Below are 17207 nucleotides of genomic sequence, written 5' to 3'. Positions count from 1 at the left end.
ATGTCCGCGGTGTAGCATCCCGGCCGATGAAAGCCATTCTGAATCGTGATTTCCTCGCGCTGATCCTTAGCGTCGCGGTGGTCGGCCTCGGCACCGGCGCGACGATGCCGCTCACCGCACTCGCATTGACCGAAGCCGGGCACGGCACCAACGTCGTCGGCATGCTGACCGCGGCGCAGGCCGGCGGCGGTCTCGCGATCGTCCCGTTCGTTACCGCGCTCGCGCGGCGGATCGGCGCGCGCCGGGCAATCGTCGTGTCCGTCGTACTGCTCGCCGCGGCCACCGCGCTGATGCAGTGCACGTCGAGTCTCGTCGTCTGGGCCGTGCTGCGCGTGCTGTGCGGCGCGGCGTTGATGCTGCTGTTCACGATCGGCGAGGCGTGGGTCAACCAGCTCGCCGACGATTCGACGCGCGGCCGCGTGGTCGCGATCTATGCGACCAATTTCACGCTGTTCCAGATGGCCGGCCCGGTGCTCGTCAGCCAGATCGCCGGTGCGACGGGCATCCGCTTCGCGCTGTGCGGCGCGCTGTTCCTGCTCGCGCTGCCGACGCTCGCGACGATCCGGCGCGCGCCGCTCGCCGGCGACGACGCGCATCACGCAGCGCACGACAGCTGGTTCGCCGTGCTGCCGCGCATGCCCGCTTTGATCATCGGCACCGGCTTCTTCGCGCTGTTCGACACGCTCGCGCTGTCGCTGCTGCCGCTCTATGCGATGGATCACGGCGTCGCGAGTGCGACCGCGGTGCTGCTCGCGTCGATCATGCTGTTCGGCGATACCGCGATGCAGTTTCCGATCGGCTGGCTCGCGGACAAGCTCGGCCGCGAACGCGTGCACCTCGGCGCCGGCTGGATCGTCCTCGCGGGCCTGCCGCTGCTGCCCTTCGTGATCGCAAATCCGTGGCTGTGCTGGCCGCTGCTGTTCGTGCTCGGCGCGGCGGCCGGCAGCATCTATACGCTGTCGCTCGTCGCATGCGGCGAACGCTTTCGCGGCACGGCGCTCGTCACCGCGAGCTCGCTCGTGTCGGCGTCGTGGAGCGCCGCAAGCTTCGGCGGGCCGCTGGTTGCCGGCGCGTTGATGGAGCAACTGGGCAGCAACGCGCTGGTCGGCGTGCTGATCGTCTGCGTCGGCGCGTTCGTCGCGGCCGCGCTGTGGGAACGACGGGGGACCGTGCAGCGCGCGGTTTGATGCCGAGCGGCGTCAATGCTCAGGTTGGCGTTCTGCGTTCTGCGTTCTGCGTTCTGCGTTCTGCGTTCTGCGTTCTGCGTTCGGCGTTCGGCGTTCGGCGTTCGGCGTTCGGCGTTCGGCGTTCGGCGTTCGGCATCGTGCACCCAAACGCATCGGTTCGCGCGCCCGGATTCCCGGTAAACGCACACGGCCCGCGCAATGCGGGCCGCCCTTGTCCTTCGGGACCGCGCGCGACGTCTCGCGCCGAGAACCCTTACGCGTCGCGCGCCGGCAGGATCTTGCCGGCGCACGCGCCGAAGCCGACGCGATAGCCGTCTCCCTGACACCAGCCGGCGAGCGTGAGTTCGTCACCGTCCTCGATGAACGTGCGGCTGCCGCCGCCGTTCAGCGCGAGCGGCTCCTTGCCGTTCCACGTCAGTTCGAGCAGGCTGCCGAACGAATCCTTCGTCGGCCCGCTGATCGTTCCGGAGCCCATCAGATCGCCGACGCGCGTGTTGCACCCCGCGACCGTGTGGTGCGCGAGCTGCTGCGCCATCGTCCAGTACATGTGCTTGAAATTCGTGCGGCAGATCGACGTCGGCTCCGCGGCGCCTTCGGCGCGCAGCGTCACTTCGAGCTCGATGTCGAACGCGTGCTTGCCCGAATGCCGCAGATACGGGAGCGGCTGCGGCGACTGCTCGGGCTGCGCGACACGAAACGGTTCGAGCGCGTCGAGCGTGACGATCCACGGCGAGATCGTCGTCGCGAAGCCCTTCGAATTGAACGGCCCGAGCGGCACGTATTCCCACTGCTGGATGTCGCGCGCGCTCCAGTCGTTCAGCAGCACCATTCCGAAGATGTGCGCTTCCGCGTCCTCGCACGCGATCGGCTCGCCAAGCGCGTTGCCCTTGCCGACGATGAAGCCCGTCTCAAGCTCGATATCGAGCTTGCGGCACGCGCCGAACACCGGGCGCTCCAGATCGGGCAATTTAAGCTGCCCGTTCGGGCGCCGCACCGGCGTGCCGCTCACGACTACCGACGACGCACGGCCGTTGTAGCCGATCGGCATCTCCGACCAGTTCGGCAGAAGCGCATTCTTGGGATCACGGAACATCGAGCCGACGTTGGTCGCATGCTCCTTCGACGAATAAAAATCGGTGTACCCCGGGATGTCGACCGGCAGATGCAGCGTCGCGTCGCGCTGCGCGACGAGCACCTGCGCGCGCAATGCCGCATCGTCACGCAGCCGCGCGTTGTCGCGCGAAAACAGGTCGGACAGTTGCACGCGCATACTGCGCCACGCATCGCGGCCGAGCGCGATGAACGCGTTGAGCGTCGGCGCGGCAAACACGTCGGCGCCGGCCGGGAGCGTGACGAGGCCGGCACGGGCGAGCGCGGCGACGTCGACGATCTGGTCGCCGAGGGCGACGCCGGCACGGCGCGCCGTCTGCGTCGCGTCGCTGAAGATGCCGAACGGCAGATTCTGGATCGGGAAATCGCAGGCGGGATCATTCGCCGTGTCGACCCAGCTCTTGCGAGCCGGGTCCAGCGTCGCGCGCCAGTCGTGGGTGTCGCTCATCGTTGCTCCGGATTGAAGTGTTTCTGGATGCGTTGCCAGCATTCGAAGTAGTCGGCCTGCAGTTGCGCGGTGTCGAGCGCATAGCGCGTCGGCCGGATCAGCGTGCGGGTTTCGAACATGAACGCCATCGTCGCGTCCACCTTGTGCGGCTTCGTCGTGTCGCTGACCGACGCCTTCTCGAACGTATCCGCGTCCGGCCCGTGGCCCGACATGCAGTTGTGCAGGCTCGCGCCGCCGGGCACGAAACCCTCGGCCTTCGCGTCGTACGCGCCGTGCACGAGACCCATGAATTCGCTCGCGACGTTGCGGTGGAACCACGGCGGGCGGAACGTATCCTCGGCGGCGAGCCACCGCGGCGGGAAGATCACGAAGTCGATCGTGTCGACGCCCGGCGTGTCGCTCGGCGACTGCAGCACGAGGAAGATCGACGGATCGGGATGGTCGAAGCTGATCGAGCCGATCGTGTTGAACAGACGCAGGTCGTATTTGTACGGCGCATAGTTGCCGTGCCACGCGACGACGTCGAGCGGCGAATGGCCGATGTCCGCGCGCCACAGGCGCCCGTTCAACTTCGCGACGAGCTCGAACGCGCCTTCCCGGTCCTCGTACGCGGCCTGCGGCGTGAGGAAATCGCGCGGGTTCGCGAGCCCGTTCGAGCCGATCGGGCCGAGGTCCGGCAAGCGCAGCAACGCGCCGAAGTTCTCGCAGATGTAGCCGCGCGCGTCGCCGTCCGGCAGCGCGACCGTAAAACGCACGCCGCGCGGGATCACCGCGATCTCGAACGGCTCGACGTCCACGCGGCCGAACTCGGTCGCGATGAAAAGCCGCCCCTGCTGCGGCACGATCAGCAGTTCGCCGTCCGCGCTGTAGAAGAAACGGTCCTGCATCGAGCGGTTCGCCGCGTACAGATGAATCGCGCAGCCGCTCATCGCGGCCGCCGAGCCGTTACCCGCCATCGTGACCAGCCCTTCGACGAAATCGGTCGGCTCGACCGGCATCGGCAGCGGATCCCAGCGCAACTGATTCGGCGGCGTCGGCGGCACGTCCGCGGAATCGCCGAATTCGGCCACGAGCCGCTGGGGCCCCGTGAGCGGCTCGAACGGCCGATGCACGGCCGCCGGCCGGATCCGGTACAGCCACGAGCGGCGGTTGTGCGCGCGCGGCGCGGTAAAGGCGGTGCCCGACAACTGCTCCGCATACAGCCCGTACGGCGCGCGCTGCGGCGAATTGCGCCCGTGCGGCAGCGCGCCCGGCAGCGCCTCGGTCGCGAATTCGTTCGCGAATCCGCTCAAGTAGCCGGCGGTTGCCGGTTTCGACAGGTCAAGCGTCATCGTTTCCTTTCTCCATCAGTTCACAGCGGCGTTCGGCGCCCGAGCATCGCTGCGCCGCGTGACGCCCGCGAGGCCGAGCACGAACAGCGCCGAGCACAGCACGGGCACCGCGGCCGCGTGGAACAGCGCGCCGTTCGTCCAGTTCAATGCAATCAGTTGTCCGCCGACGAGCGGCCCGAGCACCGAGCCGATCCGGCCGATCCCGAGGCTCCAGCCGATGCCGGTCGAGCGCAGCGACGTCGGGTAATACTGGCCCGCGAGCGCGTTGACGGCCGGCTGGCCGCCCACCACGCAGAATCCGCCTGCGAACACGACGAGCAGCAGCCACGGCAGCGCATGCGCGACCGATCCGATCAGTCCCACCGACACGGCCGCGCACGCGAAGCACGCGAACAGCACGCGCACGAAGCCGTAGCGTTCGATGAACCAGCCGAGCGACAGCGTGCCGATCACGCCGCCTGTCTGCAGCACCGTGCCGACGATCACCGCCGTGCCCGGCGAATAGCCCGCGTCGCGCATCACGGTCGGCAGCCAGTTCGACAGGAAGTACAGGTCGATCAGGTTCATGAAGCTGATCGCCCATAGCAGCAGCGTGACCGGCAGGCGGCCGTCGCGGAACAGTTCGGCGACCGGCGCGCCGTTCGTCGCGCGCTCGCGCACGGCAAGCCGCGTGTTCGCATCGATGCCGGCGTGCGGCGCGAAGCGCGCGAGCCAGTCGCGCGCCTGCGCGTCCCGGCCTTTCAGCACCAGGAACTGCAGCGACTCGGGCAGCCGCGCGATCATCGCGATCGTCAGCACGAGCGGCACCGCGCCGCCGACGAAGAACACCGCGCGCCAGCCGAGTGCCGGAATCAGCGCGGCGCTGATGAAGCCGCCGATCGCCGCGCCGAGCGTGAAGCCGCACGACACGATCATCATCCGCTTCACGCGATGCGCACCCGGACTGAACTCGCCGACCAGCGCCATCGCGTTCGGCATGATGCAGCCAAGGCCGAGCCCCGTGACAAAGCGCAGCACCATCAGCACCGGGATCGAGCCCGCGAACGGCGTCGCGAGCATCGTCACCGCGAAGAACAGCGTCGAGCCGATCAGCACCGGGCGCCGCCCGATCCGGTCGGCCAGCACCGACAGCGCGAGCGCGCCGAGCAGCATCCCGAACAGGCTCGCGCTGAAGACGGGCCCGAGCGCCTGCTTAGGCACGCCCCATTCGGCGATCACGCTCGGTGCGACGTAGCCCATCGCCTGCGCGTCGAAGCCGTCGATCACAAGGCACAGTCCGCACAGGATCAGCAACATCCAGTGAAAGCCCGGGCGATGCGTGTCGTCGATCACGCGCTCGACTTCCACCATGCGCGTAGCGGCCGGCGCCGCGCTCATTGCGTCACCTCGGCGGCCGGATGCACAGGCGGCGTCACGCCCTGGCGCGCGAACGCCATCGCTTCGCGCAGCACGTCGGCGTCGCCGATCTGGTTCGCGAGCAACAGGATCAGCTTCGCGTTGACGAGCTGGCTGTCGGCGTCCGACAAGTCGCGATGCATGTCGATCAGCGCTTCGTAGAACGCGTCCGGATCGGCAAGACGCGGGCGGGTGTCGAGTCGGGGCATGACGGTGTCTCCGGTGTCGTTATGGATTCAGCTTCGCGCAGATCGCGCGCGCCAGTGCATCGGCGATCGCCGGGCGCTCGAGCGTGCGCATCCGCGCGCATACGTGCTGGTCGGGGCGCAGCAGGTAGAACGTGCCGGGCTTCGCGTCGTAGCGTTGCGCGGCGAAACCGTCGACGTCCTCCACGACGTCGACGCCGGCCACCGGCTGCGCGTGCCCGGCCGGCACGACCAGCACGGGCCGCACCGGCAGCGCGAGGCCGTCGAGCGCCTGCGCGAGCGCGGCCGCATCGCCCGGCAGCCCGAAGAGCACGCCCGCGAAGCCGTCGCCCAGGTGCTTGAGCAGCCAGCCCGACGCACCTTGCGCGCGCACCGGCGCATCGGCCGCTGCCGCACCCGGGCGCATCGCGCCTGCAAACGTGTCGCCGTGGCGATCCGGCGTGTTCAGCGGCGACTCGGTCAGCACGGCCGGCACCGACAGGCGGCCGCTGTTCACGAGCTTGCGCGCGAATTCGCAATCGCGCGCGAGCTTCAGCGTCGCGTCGCGAAACACGCGAGATACCGCGCTCTTCGGCGTGATGAAGTCAGTCGAGCGCGTCGAATTGCGGATGTTCTCGTCCGCCGCGAATTCGCGCTCGCTCGCGTAGGTGTCGAGCAGCGCGTCGGGCGCGCGGCCGTCGAGCACGAGCTTCAGCTTCCATGCGAGGTTGTCCGCGTCCTGCACGCCGCTGTTCGCGCCGCGGGCGCCGAAAGGCGACACGCCGTGCGCGGAGTCGCCCGCGAACAGCACGCGGCCGTGCCGGAACGTATCCATGCGCTGGCAGCGGAACGTATAGACGCTTACCCATTCGAGCTCGAACTCGACATCCGCGCCGAGCAGCGCACGCACGCGCGGAATCACACGTTCAGGCTGCTTCTCGGCGACCGGGTCGGCGTCCCAGCCGAGCTGGAAATCGATGCGCCACACGTTGTCGGGTTGACGATGCAGCAACACCGACTGGTTGCGGTGGAACGGCGGATCGAACCAGAACCAGCGCTCGGTCGGGAATTCCGCCTTCATCTTCACGTCGGCGATCAGGAAGCGATCCTTGAACGTGCGGCCGCGGCTTTCGAGCCCCATCGCCGTGCGCATCGGGCTGCGCGAGCCGTCTGCCGCGATCACGTACAGTGCGCGCAGCGTCTCGACACCTTCCGGCGTCTCGACGGTCAGCGTCGCGTGCTCCGCCGACTGCGCGACGCCCGTCACCTTGTGCTTCCAGCGGATGTCGATATTCGGCAGCTCGAACGCGCGCTCGGCCAGGTAGCCTTCGACGTAGTACTGCTGCAGATTGACGAACGCGGGGCGCGCATGGCCTTCCTCCGGCAGCAGGTCGAACGCGTACAGCAGTTCGTCCTGCAGGAACACCTTGCCCACGTGCCAGCTCACGCCCTTCTCGACGAAGCGCTCGCCGCAGCCGAGCCGGTCGAAAATCTCGAGCGTGCGCTTCGCGAAGCAGATCGCGCGCGAGCCCGTCGACAGCGTGTCGTCGTCGTCGAGCAGCACGACCGGCACGCCCCGCTGCGCGAGGTCGATCGCGGCCGACAGACCCACCGGGCCCGCACCGACGACGATCACCGGGTGAATGGCCGCGTCATCGCCGACGGCCCGTGCCGCGCGCGGCCGGTAGTCGAACTTCAGCGTCTGGTAATCGATGCTCATGATCGCCATCCGCTCCTCAGCGCTGCGGCGTGCGCGCCGCCGCACGCGGCGCCATCCCGCACCGGTTCATTGGCGGCCGTTGCCGCCGCCCGTGCTGCTCCGTCCACTTCAACCGCCACGTCTCGCTCCTTTGCTTCCTGTTGATCCGATTCGGAAAACGGCGCCGCTCCGGGCGCCTGAACGCCGCTTTTCTTGATCGGCGACAAATCGCTGGATTTACGAATAGTAAAACCAATTACGAATAGTGAAATCAACGTAAACCCTACCCAACGCTTCCGGGACGGGATAACCATATGAGCGAAACGCCGAGCCGAGTCTGGCGCGCACTGCTAATATCGATACGTGAGGCGGCCCTTTCGGCCGCCATTTTTCCTTTCGACGCCGATGATTCCGCCCAACATTCCCGAGCTGGTCGCCCGTGCCGGGCAACTACCGTATCTGCGGGAACACCTCGCGCTCGCCGAGGGCGGCACCGCGTGCGCGAATCTGCCCGAGCGGACGCTCGCGAGCGCGTACGAGCCGATCTACGACGTGACGATGCCCGGCGCACCGCAATCGACGTCGTTCGCCGATGCGATCGAGCGCTACGGCGACGAACTCGGCTTCCAGGCCGTCACGCTGGTCACGGGCGCGCTGCACGACCCGGTCGATTCGGCCGTCGACGACCAGACGCTCGTCGCGATCGACCGGCTGTCGCGCGCGCTGCACGCGATCAACTTCTTCGGCGCGCAACGTCACGGGCTGCTGTTTCTGCGCGTGCACGAGCGGCTGCTCAAGAGCGTGAAGTACGACCACGGCAAGCATTTCTCGTCGGTGCTGCAACGCTTCGGCTTGCCCACCGAGCGGATCGTGATCGAACTGCCGGCCGTCGCGGTCGCGCACAAGACTTTCCTTGGCTACCTCACGCGCAGCTACCAGCATCACGGCTTCAAGGTCGCCGACAAGCTGCCCGACCCGGGCCGGATCCTCGCGGTCGAATCGGAGATGGCGCGGCCCGACTACATCAAGATGGATGCGGGCATCGCGCTGCGCGACGGAATGGTGAAGGCGCTGGTCGCGTATGCGCAGCGCGTACGGATTCCGCTGATCTTCGACGGCGTCGTCGACGAAACGCAGTGCGAGCTGCTGCGCCAGCACGACGTGCGGTTCATGCAGGGGCCGGTGTTCGCGAAGGTCGTCACGGCGTGATTTCCCGCATGGCGGCCGGTGCGCAGTAGCGGTCGGACCCATGCGGCGAGCGCCGCGCCCGATCGGCGATCCGGTCTGGCAAAGGGGTTACGGCGCGGGTTACGGCGTGGATCCGGCGCCGGTATGCAGGGCCGCTGCGGATGCGTTCGCGGCTCCATGCCGGGCCGGCGCGATGCGTTGCTCGTCAGGCGCGACGTCGGGTCCGCAGTGCGAACGCTGCGCGTTCAACCCCGTCGCGTTGGCGCCGATGGCCGCGGGTTTTGTCTGTCGACGTCGTACTTCGGCGTCGGGAAACTGACGAGAGATGGTGCGCGCGGCTCACACGATGAACGGCGGCGCGCTTCGGAGAGCGCGGCGACGCACCCGTGTCAGATCGTCTGCCCAAGCCGCTGCGCGAGTGCCTTCAGCTTCGGTCCGACCTGCGTGCGGAACACCTGTTCGTCCATCGACGATGCGGGACCGCTGCAACTCAGGATCAGCCAGCGCCCCTCGCGCGGCTCGCGAAACGGCACGGCCGCCGCGTTGACGTCCATGTGCCACGCACGAAACGAATAGCAGCATCCGCCGTCCGCAAACTCCGCGACCGCCTGCTGCGCAGCCGCGACGAGCGCATCCGCGTCGGCCGCGCCGCCGGCTGCCCGATGCAGGTCCGCATACAGCGCACGGCGCACATCCTCCGGCTGCACGGCCAGGTACGCGCGCCCCATCGAACTCGTCAGCATCGACAGCCGGGAGCCGGGCGCAAGCCCGAGCGTCAGCGCGGTTTCGCTTCGAATCGTCTCGAGATAGATCATGTCGAGGCCGTCCCGGCAGCCAAGCGACACGGCCGCGCCGATCTCCCGCGCAAGCGCCTGCATGTGCGGCCTCGCGAGATCGAGCGTGCCCGAGCCCGCGAGCAGCGCATAGCCGAGCGACAGCACGCCGGCGTCGAGCGCATACTTTCCGAGCGTCTCGTCGTAACGCAGATAGCCGAGCACGGTCAGCGTGTACGCCAGCCGGTTCACCGTCGCCTTCGGCAGCCCGGTGCGCTCCGCGAAGTCGCGATTGCCGAGCATCGTCTCGCCGGGCCGGAATGCGCGCAGCAGATCGAGCCCGCGCGCGAGCGCCACCACGAACTTGCGTTCGTCGATCGCGGTTTCGTCGATGGTTGAAAGTGTCATCTGGTGTTACACTGAGTTCGATTTGCAAAACATTGTTCCGCACAGCGGAACTCCAGTCAAGCGAACTTTCAGCACGACGCCCGACTCGATGCGTCGAGGGGACAGGAGATGACACGATGAGCGCTGCAACTTTTCAGTGGGACGATCCGCTGCTGCTCGATCAGCAACTGACCGAAGAAGAGCGGATGGTGCGCGATGCCGCGCAGGCGTACGCACGGGACAAGCTCGCGCCGCGCGTGACCGATGCGTTCCGCCATGAACGCACCGACGCCGCGATCTTCCGCGAGATGGGAGAAGTCGGCCTGCTCGGGCCGACGATCCCCGAGGAATACGGCGGCCCGGGCCTCAACTACGTGAGCTACGGGCTGATCGCGCGCGAAGTCGAGCGCGTCGATTCCGGCTACCGCTCGATGATGTCCGTGCAGTCGTCGCTGGTGATGGTGCCCATCTTCGAATTCGGCTCGGACGCGCAGAAGCAGAAATATCTGCCGAAGCTCGCGAGCGGCGAATGGATCGGCTGCTTCGGGCTGACCGAGCCGAACCACGGCTCCGATCCCGGCAGCATGGTCACGCGCGCGAAGAAGGTCGCCGGCGGCTATTCGCTGTCCGGCGCGAAGATGTGGATCACCAATTCGCCGATCGCCGACGTATTCGTCGTGTGGGCAAAGCTCGACGAAAACGGCAAGGACGCGATTCGCGGCTTCATCCTCGAAAAAGGCTGGAAGGGGCTGTCCGCGCCGGCGATCCACGGCAAGGTCGGGCTGCGTGCGTCGATCACCGGCGAGATCGTGCTCGACGAGGTGTTCGTACCGGAAGAGAACCTGATGCCCAACGTGAGCGGCCTGCGCGGCCCGTTCACGTGCCTGAACTCGGCGCGCTACGGTATCGCGTGGGGCGCGCTCGGCGCAGCGGAATCGTGCTGGCACACCGCGCGCCAGTACGTGCTCGATCGCAAGCAGTTCGGCCGGCCGCTCGCCGCGAACCAGCTGATCCAGAAGAAGCTCGCCGACATGCAGACCGAAATCACGCTCGGCCTGCAAGGCGTACTGCGGCTCGGGCGGATGAAGGACGAAGGCACGGCGGCCGTCGAGATCACGTCGATCATGAAGCGCAACTCCTGCGGCAAGGCGCTCGACATTGCGCGGCTCGCGCGCGACATGCTGGGCGGCAACGGCATCTCCGACGAATTCGGTGTCGCGCGCCACCTCGTCAACCTCGAGGTGGTCAATACGTATGAAGGCACGCACGACATCCACGCGCTGATCCTCGGTCGCGCGCAGACGGGCATCCAGGCATTCTTCTGAGCATTCGCGCACGGCAGCGCGCGGCGGCCCGGCCGCGTCGCCTTGCTACCGTCATACTGAAAAAAAGACACGGCCCGCCCGGCATCGCTGCCGGGCGGGCCGCTTTCCTCGGCATCCGCGTTCGTCACGCGGCGCCGTTTCCGGAGCCGCTGCTTACTTGTTCGGCTGCGGCGTGAGACGCAGGTACGGACGCACCGCGTTGAAGCCCTTCGGGAACCGCTTCTTCAGCTCTTCCGGATCCTGCAGCGACGGCACGATCACGACGTCGTCGCCATCCTTCCAGTTGCCGGGGGTGGCGACCTTGTAGTTGTCGGTCAGCTGCAGCGAGTCGATCACGCGCAACACTTCGTCGAAGTTGCGCCCGGTACTGGCCGGATACGTGATGATCAGGCGAACTTTCTTGTTCGGGTCGATCACGAACAGCGAGCGCACCGTCAGCGTTTCGTTCGCGTTCGGGTGAATCATGTCGTACAGCTGCGAGACCTTGCGGTCGCCGTCGGCAATGATCGGGAAGCCGACGACGGTCGATTGCGTTTCGTTGATGTCGTTGATCCAGCCTTTGTGCGATTCGACGTCGTCGACCGACAGCGCGATCACTTTCACATTGCGTGTCTCGAATTCGCCCTTCAGCTTCGCGGTCAACCCGAGCTCAGTCGTGCACACGGGCGTGTAGTCGGCCGGATGCGAGAACAGGACGCCCCAGCTGTCGCCCAGCCACTCGTGAAACTTGATCTTGCCCAGGCTCGATTCCTGCTCGAAATCCGGTGCGATGTCGCCAAGACGCAGGCTCATGATGTTCCCTCCTCGAACGATGCTGGTTGAAACCGCGCGCTGTCGGCGCGGGACAGTCCGTCAGCTTACGGGAAGCAATGCGCCATGCGAACGATTATTACGTTTGATATTCATACTTTTTTGTCATTTTTGCCCGATGGCGGAACGGCATGGACGGCCGCGGAGGAAACTTTTCGTGCCGTTTGCGGCTCTGTTGACGATTGCGAGTCGTTTACCATGCAGTCTTGCACTGCCGCCGTGTGTCTTCCCGGCTCGCCAGCAGGCAGGCGTTTCGCTACGATGTGAACCTGCAGCATGACAGCATGAAGGGAGTTGCAATGTCGGAAATCAACAAGGAGAAACTGATGTCGGATATCAAAACCGTTCTGGCGGACGCCGAAGATCTGCTCAAGCAGGCAGCGAGCAGCACGGGCGACCGTGCAGCCGAGCTGCGCGAGAAAGCCATGTCGCGCCTGAAGCAGGCCAAGGAAAAGGCAACCGACGTCCAGGTCGTGGTGGTCGAGAAAGGCAAGAAGGCCGCGCGCGCTACCGACGATTACGTGCATGAGCATCCGTGGACGTCCATCGGCATCGCCGCCGGCGTCGGCGTGCTGATCGGTCTGCTGATCAACCGCAAGTAACGCGCTCAGCGCCGTTCCGCCCCACGTGCCGCCGCGCGGCGGCACGTGGGTGCCGAAGCCTGCCGGCGGTTCGCCGGCGGCCGCTTTGACCTAGCCGCTTACTGCGCGCGCAAGCGCCTCATCCATGACGACAGACACCCACTCGCAGCCGTCCGGCCACGGGCCGCTGCGCCGCCTCGTCGGCTCCGCGATCGGCCTCCTGCAAACGCGCCTGGAACTGGTCGGCATCGAGCTCGCCGAGGAAAAGGAACGCCTGATGGGCGTGCTGTTCCTCGGCCTCGCCGCGATGATGCTCGCGACGATGGCGCTCATCAGCCTGACCGTGCTCATCGCGATCGCGTTCTGGGACACCTATCGCTGGCAATCGCTGGCTGTCATCACGGCGGTATATGCACTCGCAGGTATCGCCTGTGCGCTCAAGGCGCGCTCGGGCCTGCGCGAAGCGCCGACCGTGTTCGAGGCGACGCTCGCGGAGCTCGAGAAAGACCGCGAAGTCTTCCGCAGCAAGTCGTGAACGCGGCCGCGTTCGCCCCTGTCACCTACTTAGCCGACGCGCCATGAGCCAGAACGTCACAAGCCATCCGCTCCGCCCCCATTCGTCGCGATCGAAGTGGAACGCGTCGCAGCATCGCGCGCTCCGCAAGGAGTTGCTGATCCTGCGATCCGAGGTCGAGCGGCTCGAGCTTGCCGAAGCCGCCGCCGAAGTGCGTCATGCCGTCACGCGGTTCAGCTGGCTCAAGATGTTCATCCCCGGCCTGTCGAGCCACAAGTTCAGCCAGTCCGCGAAGAACCTGAACGCCAATCTCGGCCAGCTCGTCAACCAGTATCCGATGCTCAGTTCGCTCGCATCGCTCGTGCTGGCGAAACCCATTCGCTCGCTGCTTCGCGCGAGTGCGGGCCCCGCGCTGAAGTGGGGCACCGTCGGCTTCGCCGCGTGGGAGGTGTACCAGATCTGGAAGCAGTCGCGCGTCGAGCGCGGCCCTGTCGCGAACGACGACTGACACGCCACGGCAAACGCGCACGGCCGTTCCGCGATATGCGCTTCCATGCATATTGCTCGATCAGCGCGCCCCCCAACACATCCGCTGCCGCGCCGCCGGTTCCGCGTCGGCGGATTCCGCAGTACTGCCTCGCGTGCCGTCCGAGCGCAGCGTAAATGCGCCGCATCTGTCGTCGCGCATCGGGCCCGTATCGAGCGGGCTTGCAACGAGTTCGTAGAACACCGCCGCATCATCGCCGGCCGGACGCGCCAACCGCACGCGATAGACAGGGCGCCCGTCCGGCGGCGCCTGCGCGTATGCGTGCGGCAATGTCCGCGGCGGCGGGCCGTCGAGTGTTTCGAGATATTGCGCCGCGCGGTACAGCGCGGCAATCGCGGACGCACGATGGCTGCGCGCGACATGCTCGCGATACGACGGGATACCCCAGCCTGCCAGCACGGCGACGATCGCGAGCACGACCATCAATTCGATCAACGTGAACGCCGACGCGCGGCGCATCGGGGCGAGCGCTTTCATCGATGCACTGCCGCGACGTGACGCCAGCGCCGCGCAACGACGCGTCCATCGCGCAGCGCGATCTGGCTTTGCAGCCACACCGCGCCCGACGCATGGCCGCCAACGCCTCGCGCGGTGACGAGGTAAGCGCGGCTACCTCGCGGGCCGACGCCCGGCCACGCTTCGATCAGGCAACGCGGTGGCTGCGCAGCCATCGGCCACGCGGGAAACGGGGCGAACGCCTCGCCGACGACCAGCGCCGGCGTTCGCCGCCACGCATCCGGTTCGTCGACCGAAGCCGGTTCGTCAAGGTACGGCGTGCGGCCACGAAGCAACTGCGCGGTACAGGCTTCGAGTGCCGCATCGGCCGCGTGGAATGCGATCAACCTACCCGACAATGCACGCGTGCGGCGCGATTCCGTCAGCGCCGATTCGAACCATGTGCCGGTCAGCGCAGCGACTGCCGCGCCGACAGCGATCACGGCAGGCAGTGCGAGGCCGGCATCGCGGCGCCAGCTGCGGAGGGCGGATACCGTGCGTGTGCGCGCCGGTTTGCGGCTCCGGAGGATCGATTCCAGCGCCGCGTGCGGAACGTCGCCGTACGCCGCGGCGCGGCTTTCGATGCGGGCCGCCGCAATGTGCGTTGCACGCGCACGGGCAATGCCGTTCGGGCGGCTCATGGCAGCACCTCCCGTTCGCGCGTCGCTTCGGGGCCGGCACCGACGAACGCCTCCGCCGAGTTGCGCAACGCGACAATGCGATGCAAAACGAGACGCGCGCGACCATCTTGCGAGACGGCGGTGCGGCCGTCGCAATCGACATGACGCGCGGGCTCGCGCATCGATTCGCCACGCGCCCGCACGCACAGATGCACGGCCGCGACGTCGCGCCAGTCGCCCGCGCCCATCGCGTTCGCGTTGACGAACTGCCGGCTTTCGCGGCGCAAATAGCGCACGCGCAGCTGGTCGATCCCGGACACGACGGGTTGCGGCGTACCGGGGCGCCCGTTGCCTTCGCAGTACAGCTCGGGCTCTCCCGTCGACGGACTGACATGCGCGTCGAAACGGTTTTCCACGAGCGGCCGCTCGCCGGGTGCGCCGACGCCCTGCCCGAGACAATCGGACACTTGCCCGCTCGTCGTCGGCCACGTCGACACGCGGTCGCCTACATACCGCGCCAGCACCGCATCCGACGCCGCCCGCACGGCCTCGCAGCGCACTTGCGCGCCGCCGCCGCGCACGCGCCCGGATGAACAGCCAAACACCGGCGGCAACGGCGACGCCTCATCGACATCCAGCGGCCGAAACCCTGCCATCTGGATTTGCTGGCCGATCAGCATCAACGCTGTCGCAGCCGCATCGCGCATCCTGAACCCGTCTTCCGCGCGCTGCTGCGCAACGCGCTGCGCGTGATACAGCGCGCCCGCCGCGGCGAGCACGAGCAGACCGACGGTCATCGCGATCAGCACCTCGAGCAGCGTATGTGCGCGGCCGTGACGGCAGCCGCGGCTTCCGCGATCAGCGTTCACCGGCATTGGCATTAGCCTCGCGAAACGGAATCCGCACACACGATGGCGGCTTGACGACAGCGTCCGCACGCTCGCATCGCGAGGAAGGCGACGCCGCCGCGTCGGTGCCGCGCCAGCCGACGACCACGGAACTGACACCGGCCGCCCCGCCGTCGAGCGTCATCGTGCCGCCGGGCAGTGATGCAGCCACGAGCGCGGCGATGTCGTCGCCGGCGTCGGCCGCAGCGCGCCGACGCTCGATGCGTGCATCGGCCAGCCACAGTGCGCGTTCCCGCCACATCGTCGATCGCTGCGCGCGCGTCATCGCAAGCTGACTGCCGGCCACGGCGAGCATTACCATGGCGAGCAGCGCGATGGCCAGCACGGCCTCAAGCAGCGAAGTACCCTGCATCCGACTGCGCATGCGCGTCATGCCGCATCGCAACGGCCGCCCGCGACGCGTGCGCGGCCACCTGCCGAGATCCGGATGCAACGCGCCATACGCGCATCGTCACTCTCGTGCGCATGCGGCGGCCGCAACTCGAAACGCCGGATCCCGCCGATGATTTGCCCTGTCGGCGGCGCAAACGCCAGATCGCGCGCGGCGCCGGCCACGGCAATGTCGGCATCGTGCGGATAACGCCGCAGTACGCGAGATTGTCCGTCGAACTGCCCGCTGACGATCCAGCCGCATGACCACTCGGCCGGGCTGCACCGCTCGCCAGCGCGCACACAGTCGCCGTCGCGACCGGCCCTGCACAGCGTGACGCGCACGCCGAGACGCGTCGCTTCGGTGCGGGCGAAAGACAGCGCACCGAGTAGTGCGCGAGAGCGGGCATCCACGCGTTCGCGCATGTGCCAACGGTCGAATGCAGGCGCCGCGTAAAGCCCGATCGCGGCCGCCAGCGCAATCGCGACCATCAGCTCGACGAGCGTGAACCCGCGACACCATCGCATGTTTTTTTCAACGGGCCGCCGGTACGGTTCCATCGCCATTGCCCTCCGTCAACGTGATGCAACCACTGTAGCGACGCATGCGGACGCGCGCCATTAGCCGAACGGCCGACTGGCGACCTCCAGCCACGGCCGACACAATCGGCACGAATTGAACCTGCGGGAGAAGACGATGAACGGACGCAGCGCGTCAGCGCTTGCGCGGAGGCTTGGAGGGGGACGCGCGACGGAATTCTTCGATCACGTCGGCAAATTCGGAAACGTCCTCGAACCGGCGGTAAACCGATGCAAAGCGGACATAGGCAATCGTATCGAGGCCGCGCAGCTCGTTCATCACGAGTTCGCCGAGCTTCTCGCTACGCACTTCACGCTCGCCGGTCGCGAGCAACTGATATTCGATACGGGCGACCGCCGCGTCGATCGCGTCGGCCGCAACCGGCCGCTTGCGCAGCGCGAGTTGCATGCTGGCGACGATCTTGCGACGGTCGAATTCGGTACGGCTGCCGTCCTTCTTCACGACGGCCGGCAGGTTCAGCTCAACCCGCTCGTACGTCGTGAAGCGCTTGTCGCAAGCCGAGCAGCGACGGCGCCGACGAATCGCGGCGCCATCTTCGGACACGCGCGAGTCGACGACCTGCGTGTCCTCATGCCGGCAGAACGGGCAGCGCATGCCGGATCAGCGATAGACCGGGAAACGCTTGGTCAGCTCGGCCACCTGCGCGCGCACGCGCTCGATCGTCGCCGCGTCTTCCGGGTTCTCGAGCACGTCGGCAATCAGGTTGCCGACCTGCTCCGCTTCCGCCGGCCCGA

20 protein-coding genes and 1 pseudogene are annotated in these 17207 nt (G+C 67.4%); 6 read left to right on the top strand and 15 right to left on the bottom strand.

Features of this window, described 5'->3' with window-relative positions:
* The first annotated feature begins 26 nt into the window (after nucleotides 1-26).
* The gene (locus KDW55_RS00105; RefSeq protein ID WP_040143512.1) at nucleotides 27-1187 is read left to right on the top strand and encodes an MFS transporter; all 1161 of its coding nucleotides are present in this window, start codon (nucleotides 27-29) and stop codon (nucleotides 1185-1187) included.
* Nucleotides 1188-1440: 253 nt separating this feature from the next.
* On the opposite strand, the gene fahA is transcribed toward KDW55_RS00105, so the two are convergent.
* From fahA to KDW55_RS00075, 6 genes are read right to left on the bottom strand one after another with little or no spacing between them, the layout of a single operon-like run.
* Nucleotides 1441-2745: a fumarylacetoacetase gene (gene fahA / locus KDW55_RS00100; protein WP_212159785.1), complete on the bottom strand. Its 1305-nt coding sequence runs from the start codon at nucleotides 2743-2745 to the stop codon at nucleotides 1441-1443.
* Nucleotides 2742-4076 carry a homogentisate 1,2-dioxygenase gene (gene hmgA / locus KDW55_RS00095; protein WP_059544004.1) on the bottom strand — a complete coding sequence of 445 codons (1335 nt, stop codon included), beginning with the start codon at nucleotides 4074-4076 and terminating at the stop codon, nucleotides 2742-2744. The genes fahA and hmgA overlap by 4 nt, the downstream gene beginning before the upstream one ends.
* 15 nt (nucleotides 4077-4091) lie before the next feature.
* Nucleotides 4092-5453, bottom strand: a complete 1362-nt coding sequence (locus KDW55_RS00090; protein ID WP_209821446.1) for an MFS transporter — start codon at nucleotides 5451-5453, stop codon at nucleotides 4092-4094.
* On the bottom strand, nucleotides 5450-5680 hold the full coding sequence (locus tag KDW55_RS00085; protein WP_212159784.1) for a DUF2783 domain-containing protein: 231 nt from the start codon (nucleotides 5678-5680) through the stop codon (nucleotides 5450-5452). Before KDW55_RS00085 ends, KDW55_RS00090 begins: the two co-directional genes overlap by 4 nt.
* A gap of 19 nt (nucleotides 5681-5699) precedes the next feature.
* A complete protein-coding gene (locus KDW55_RS00080; protein WP_209824969.1) occupies nucleotides 5700-7385 on the bottom strand; it encodes an FAD-dependent oxidoreductase in 1686 nt (561 codons plus the stop codon).
* The gene (locus tag KDW55_RS00075) at nucleotides 7373-7669 is read right to left on the bottom strand and encodes a hypothetical protein (RefSeq protein ID WP_212159783.1); all 297 of its coding nucleotides are present in this window, start codon (nucleotides 7667-7669) and stop codon (nucleotides 7373-7375) included. Before KDW55_RS00075 ends, KDW55_RS00080 begins: the two co-directional genes overlap by 13 nt.
* A 91-nt stretch (nucleotides 7670-7760) precedes the next feature.
* On the opposite strand from KDW55_RS00075, the gene KDW55_RS00070 reads away from it, so the two are divergent.
* Complete coding sequence (locus KDW55_RS00070) at nucleotides 7761-8564, top strand: EAL domain-containing protein (RefSeq protein ID WP_040143506.1); 804 nt, start codon at nucleotides 7761-7763, stop codon at nucleotides 8562-8564.
* A 368-nt stretch (nucleotides 8565-8932) separates the two neighbouring features.
* Here KDW55_RS00070 and KDW55_RS00065 read toward each other — a convergent pair whose 3' ends face one another.
* A complete protein-coding gene (locus KDW55_RS00065; protein ID WP_059544008.1) occupies nucleotides 8933-9724 on the bottom strand; it encodes an IclR family transcriptional regulator in 792 nt (263 codons plus the stop codon).
* A 116-nt stretch (nucleotides 9725-9840) separates the two neighbouring features.
* Between KDW55_RS00065 and KDW55_RS00060 the strand changes: the two genes are divergently transcribed.
* Nucleotides 9841-11028 carry an acyl-CoA dehydrogenase gene (locus tag KDW55_RS00060; protein WP_212159782.1) on the top strand — a complete coding sequence of 396 codons (1188 nt, stop codon included), beginning with the start codon at nucleotides 9841-9843 and terminating at the stop codon, nucleotides 11026-11028.
* A gap of 153 nt (nucleotides 11029-11181) precedes the next feature.
* On the opposite strand, the gene KDW55_RS00055 is transcribed toward KDW55_RS00060, so the two are convergent.
* Nucleotides 11182-11820 (bottom strand): peroxiredoxin, encoded by a 639-nt coding sequence (locus KDW55_RS00055; protein ID WP_212159781.1) that lies wholly within the window; start codon nucleotides 11818-11820, stop codon nucleotides 11182-11184.
* A 317-nt stretch (nucleotides 11821-12137) separates the two neighbouring features.
* Between KDW55_RS00055 and KDW55_RS00050 the strand changes: the two genes are divergently transcribed.
* The 3 genes from KDW55_RS00050 (at nucleotide 12138) to KDW55_RS00040 (ending at nucleotide 13441) form a co-directional block, all read left to right on the top strand.
* Nucleotides 12138-12440: a YqjD family protein gene (locus tag KDW55_RS00050; protein WP_040144886.1), complete on the top strand. Its 303-nt coding sequence runs from the start codon at nucleotides 12138-12140 to the stop codon at nucleotides 12438-12440.
* Between the two features lie 124 nt (nucleotides 12441-12564).
* Nucleotides 12565-12954, top strand: coding sequence for a phage holin family protein (locus tag KDW55_RS00045; protein WP_212159780.1), 390 nt, complete (start codon nucleotides 12565-12567; stop codon nucleotides 12952-12954).
* Between the two features lie 43 nt (nucleotides 12955-12997).
* Entirely contained in the window at nucleotides 12998-13441 is a 444-nt protein-coding gene (locus tag KDW55_RS00040; protein ID WP_212197787.1) for a DUF3318 domain-containing protein, read from the top strand.
* A gap of 60 nt (nucleotides 13442-13501) precedes the next feature.
* Here the strand turns inward: KDW55_RS00040 and KDW55_RS00035 are convergent, their stop codons facing one another.
* The 7 genes and pseudogenes from KDW55_RS00035 to glyA form a co-directional block, all read right to left on the bottom strand.
* Nucleotides 13502-13957: a type IV pilin protein gene (locus KDW55_RS00035; RefSeq protein WP_040143500.1), complete on the bottom strand. Its 456-nt coding sequence runs from the start codon at nucleotides 13955-13957 to the stop codon at nucleotides 13502-13504.
* Nucleotides 13954-14415: a hypothetical protein gene (locus KDW55_RS00030; protein WP_212159963.1), complete on the bottom strand. Its 462-nt coding sequence runs from the start codon at nucleotides 14413-14415 to the stop codon at nucleotides 13954-13956. The genes KDW55_RS00035 and KDW55_RS00030 overlap by 4 nt, the downstream gene beginning before the upstream one ends.
* Nucleotides 14416-14612: 197 nt before the next feature.
* Complete coding sequence (locus tag KDW55_RS00025; protein WP_212159779.1) at nucleotides 14613-15470, bottom strand: PilW family protein; 858 nt, start codon at nucleotides 15468-15470, stop codon at nucleotides 14613-14615.
* Complete coding sequence (locus KDW55_RS00020; protein ID WP_212159778.1) at nucleotides 15454-15876, bottom strand: hypothetical protein; 423 nt, start codon at nucleotides 15874-15876, stop codon at nucleotides 15454-15456. The genes KDW55_RS00025 and KDW55_RS00020 overlap by 17 nt, the downstream gene beginning before the upstream one ends.
* Nucleotides 15873-16433, bottom strand: a complete 561-nt coding sequence (locus KDW55_RS00015) for a GspH/FimT family pseudopilin (protein WP_212159962.1) — start codon at nucleotides 16431-16433, stop codon at nucleotides 15873-15875. Before KDW55_RS00015 ends, KDW55_RS00020 begins: the two co-directional genes overlap by 4 nt.
* Before the next feature lie 154 nt (nucleotides 16434-16587).
* On the bottom strand, nucleotides 16588-17067 hold the full coding sequence (nrdR, locus tag KDW55_RS00010) for a transcriptional regulator NrdR (RefSeq protein WP_006760615.1): 480 nt from the start codon (nucleotides 17065-17067) through the stop codon (nucleotides 16588-16590).
* Between the two features lie 6 nt (nucleotides 17068-17073).
* Nucleotides 17074-17207, bottom strand: a pseudogene (glyA, locus tag KDW55_RS00005) (serine hydroxymethyltransferase); the annotation flags it as partial.

This window comes from Burkholderia sp. AU19243 (genome assembly GCF_018148075.1).
Lineage (GTDB): Bacteria > Pseudomonadota > Gammaproteobacteria > Burkholderiales > Burkholderiaceae > Burkholderia > Burkholderia latens_A.
Note: the sequence above shows the minus strand (reverse complement) of the source record. Positions and strands in the feature narration are given on the sequence as shown.

Excerpts from the sequence above, each read along its gene's own strand:
- KDW55_RS00035 (WP_040143500.1), bottom strand. The coding sequence starts at position 13,957 with ATGAAAGCGCTCGCCCCGATGCGCCGCGCGTCGGCGTTCACGTTGATC.
- hmgA (WP_059544004.1), bottom strand. The coding sequence starts at position 4,076 with ATGACGCTTGACCTGTCGAAACCGGCAACCGCCGGCTACTTGAGCGGA.
- KDW55_RS00090 (WP_209821446.1), bottom strand. The coding sequence starts at position 5,453 with ATGAGCGCGGCGCCGGCCGCTACGCGCATGGTGGAAGTCGAGCGCGTG.
- KDW55_RS00080 (WP_209824969.1), bottom strand. The coding sequence starts at position 7,385 with ATGGCGATCATGAGCATCGATTACCAGACGCTGAAGTTCGACTACCGG.
- KDW55_RS00085 (WP_212159784.1), bottom strand. The coding sequence starts at position 5,680 with ATGCCCCGACTCGACACCCGCCCGCGTCTTGCCGATCCGGACGCGTTC.
- KDW55_RS00075 (WP_212159783.1), bottom strand. The coding sequence starts at position 7,669 with ATGGTTATCCCGTCCCGGAAGCGTTGGGTAGGGTTTACGTTGATTTCA.
- KDW55_RS00105 (WP_040143512.1), top strand. The coding sequence starts at position 27 with ATGAAAGCCATTCTGAATCGTGATTTCCTCGCGCTGATCCTTAGCGTC.
- fahA (WP_212159785.1), bottom strand. The coding sequence starts at position 2,745 with ATGAGCGACACCCACGACTGGCGCGCGACGCTGGACCCGGCTCGCAAG.
- KDW55_RS00065 (WP_059544008.1), bottom strand. The coding sequence starts at position 9,724 with ATGACACTTTCAACCATCGACGAAACCGCGATCGACGAACGCAAGTTC.
- KDW55_RS00015 (WP_212159962.1), bottom strand. The coding sequence starts at position 16,433 with ATGGAACCGTACCGGCGGCCCGTTGAAAAAAACATGCGATGGTGTCGC.
- KDW55_RS00055 (WP_212159781.1), bottom strand. The coding sequence starts at position 11,820 with ATGAGCCTGCGTCTTGGCGACATCGCACCGGATTTCGAGCAGGAATCG.
- KDW55_RS00060 (WP_212159782.1), top strand. The coding sequence starts at position 9,841 with ATGAGCGCTGCAACTTTTCAGTGGGACGATCCGCTGCTGCTCGATCAG.
- KDW55_RS00070 (WP_040143506.1), top strand. The coding sequence starts at position 7,761 with ATGATTCCGCCCAACATTCCCGAGCTGGTCGCCCGTGCCGGGCAACTA.
- KDW55_RS00045 (WP_212159780.1), top strand. The coding sequence starts at position 12,565 with ATGACGACAGACACCCACTCGCAGCCGTCCGGCCACGGGCCGCTGCGC.
- KDW55_RS00025 (WP_212159779.1), bottom strand. The coding sequence starts at position 15,470 with ATGCCGGTGAACGCTGATCGCGGAAGCCGCGGCTGCCGTCACGGCCGC.
- nrdR (WP_006760615.1), bottom strand. The coding sequence starts at position 17,067 with ATGCGCTGCCCGTTCTGCCGGCATGAGGACACGCAGGTCGTCGACTCG.
- KDW55_RS00040 (WP_212197787.1), top strand. The coding sequence starts at position 12,998 with ATGAGCCAGAACGTCACAAGCCATCCGCTCCGCCCCCATTCGTCGCGA.
- KDW55_RS00020 (WP_212159778.1), bottom strand. The coding sequence starts at position 15,876 with ATGACGCGCATGCGCAGTCGGATGCAGGGTACTTCGCTGCTTGAGGCC.
- KDW55_RS00050 (WP_040144886.1), top strand. The coding sequence starts at position 12,138 with ATGTCGGAAATCAACAAGGAGAAACTGATGTCGGATATCAAAACCGTT.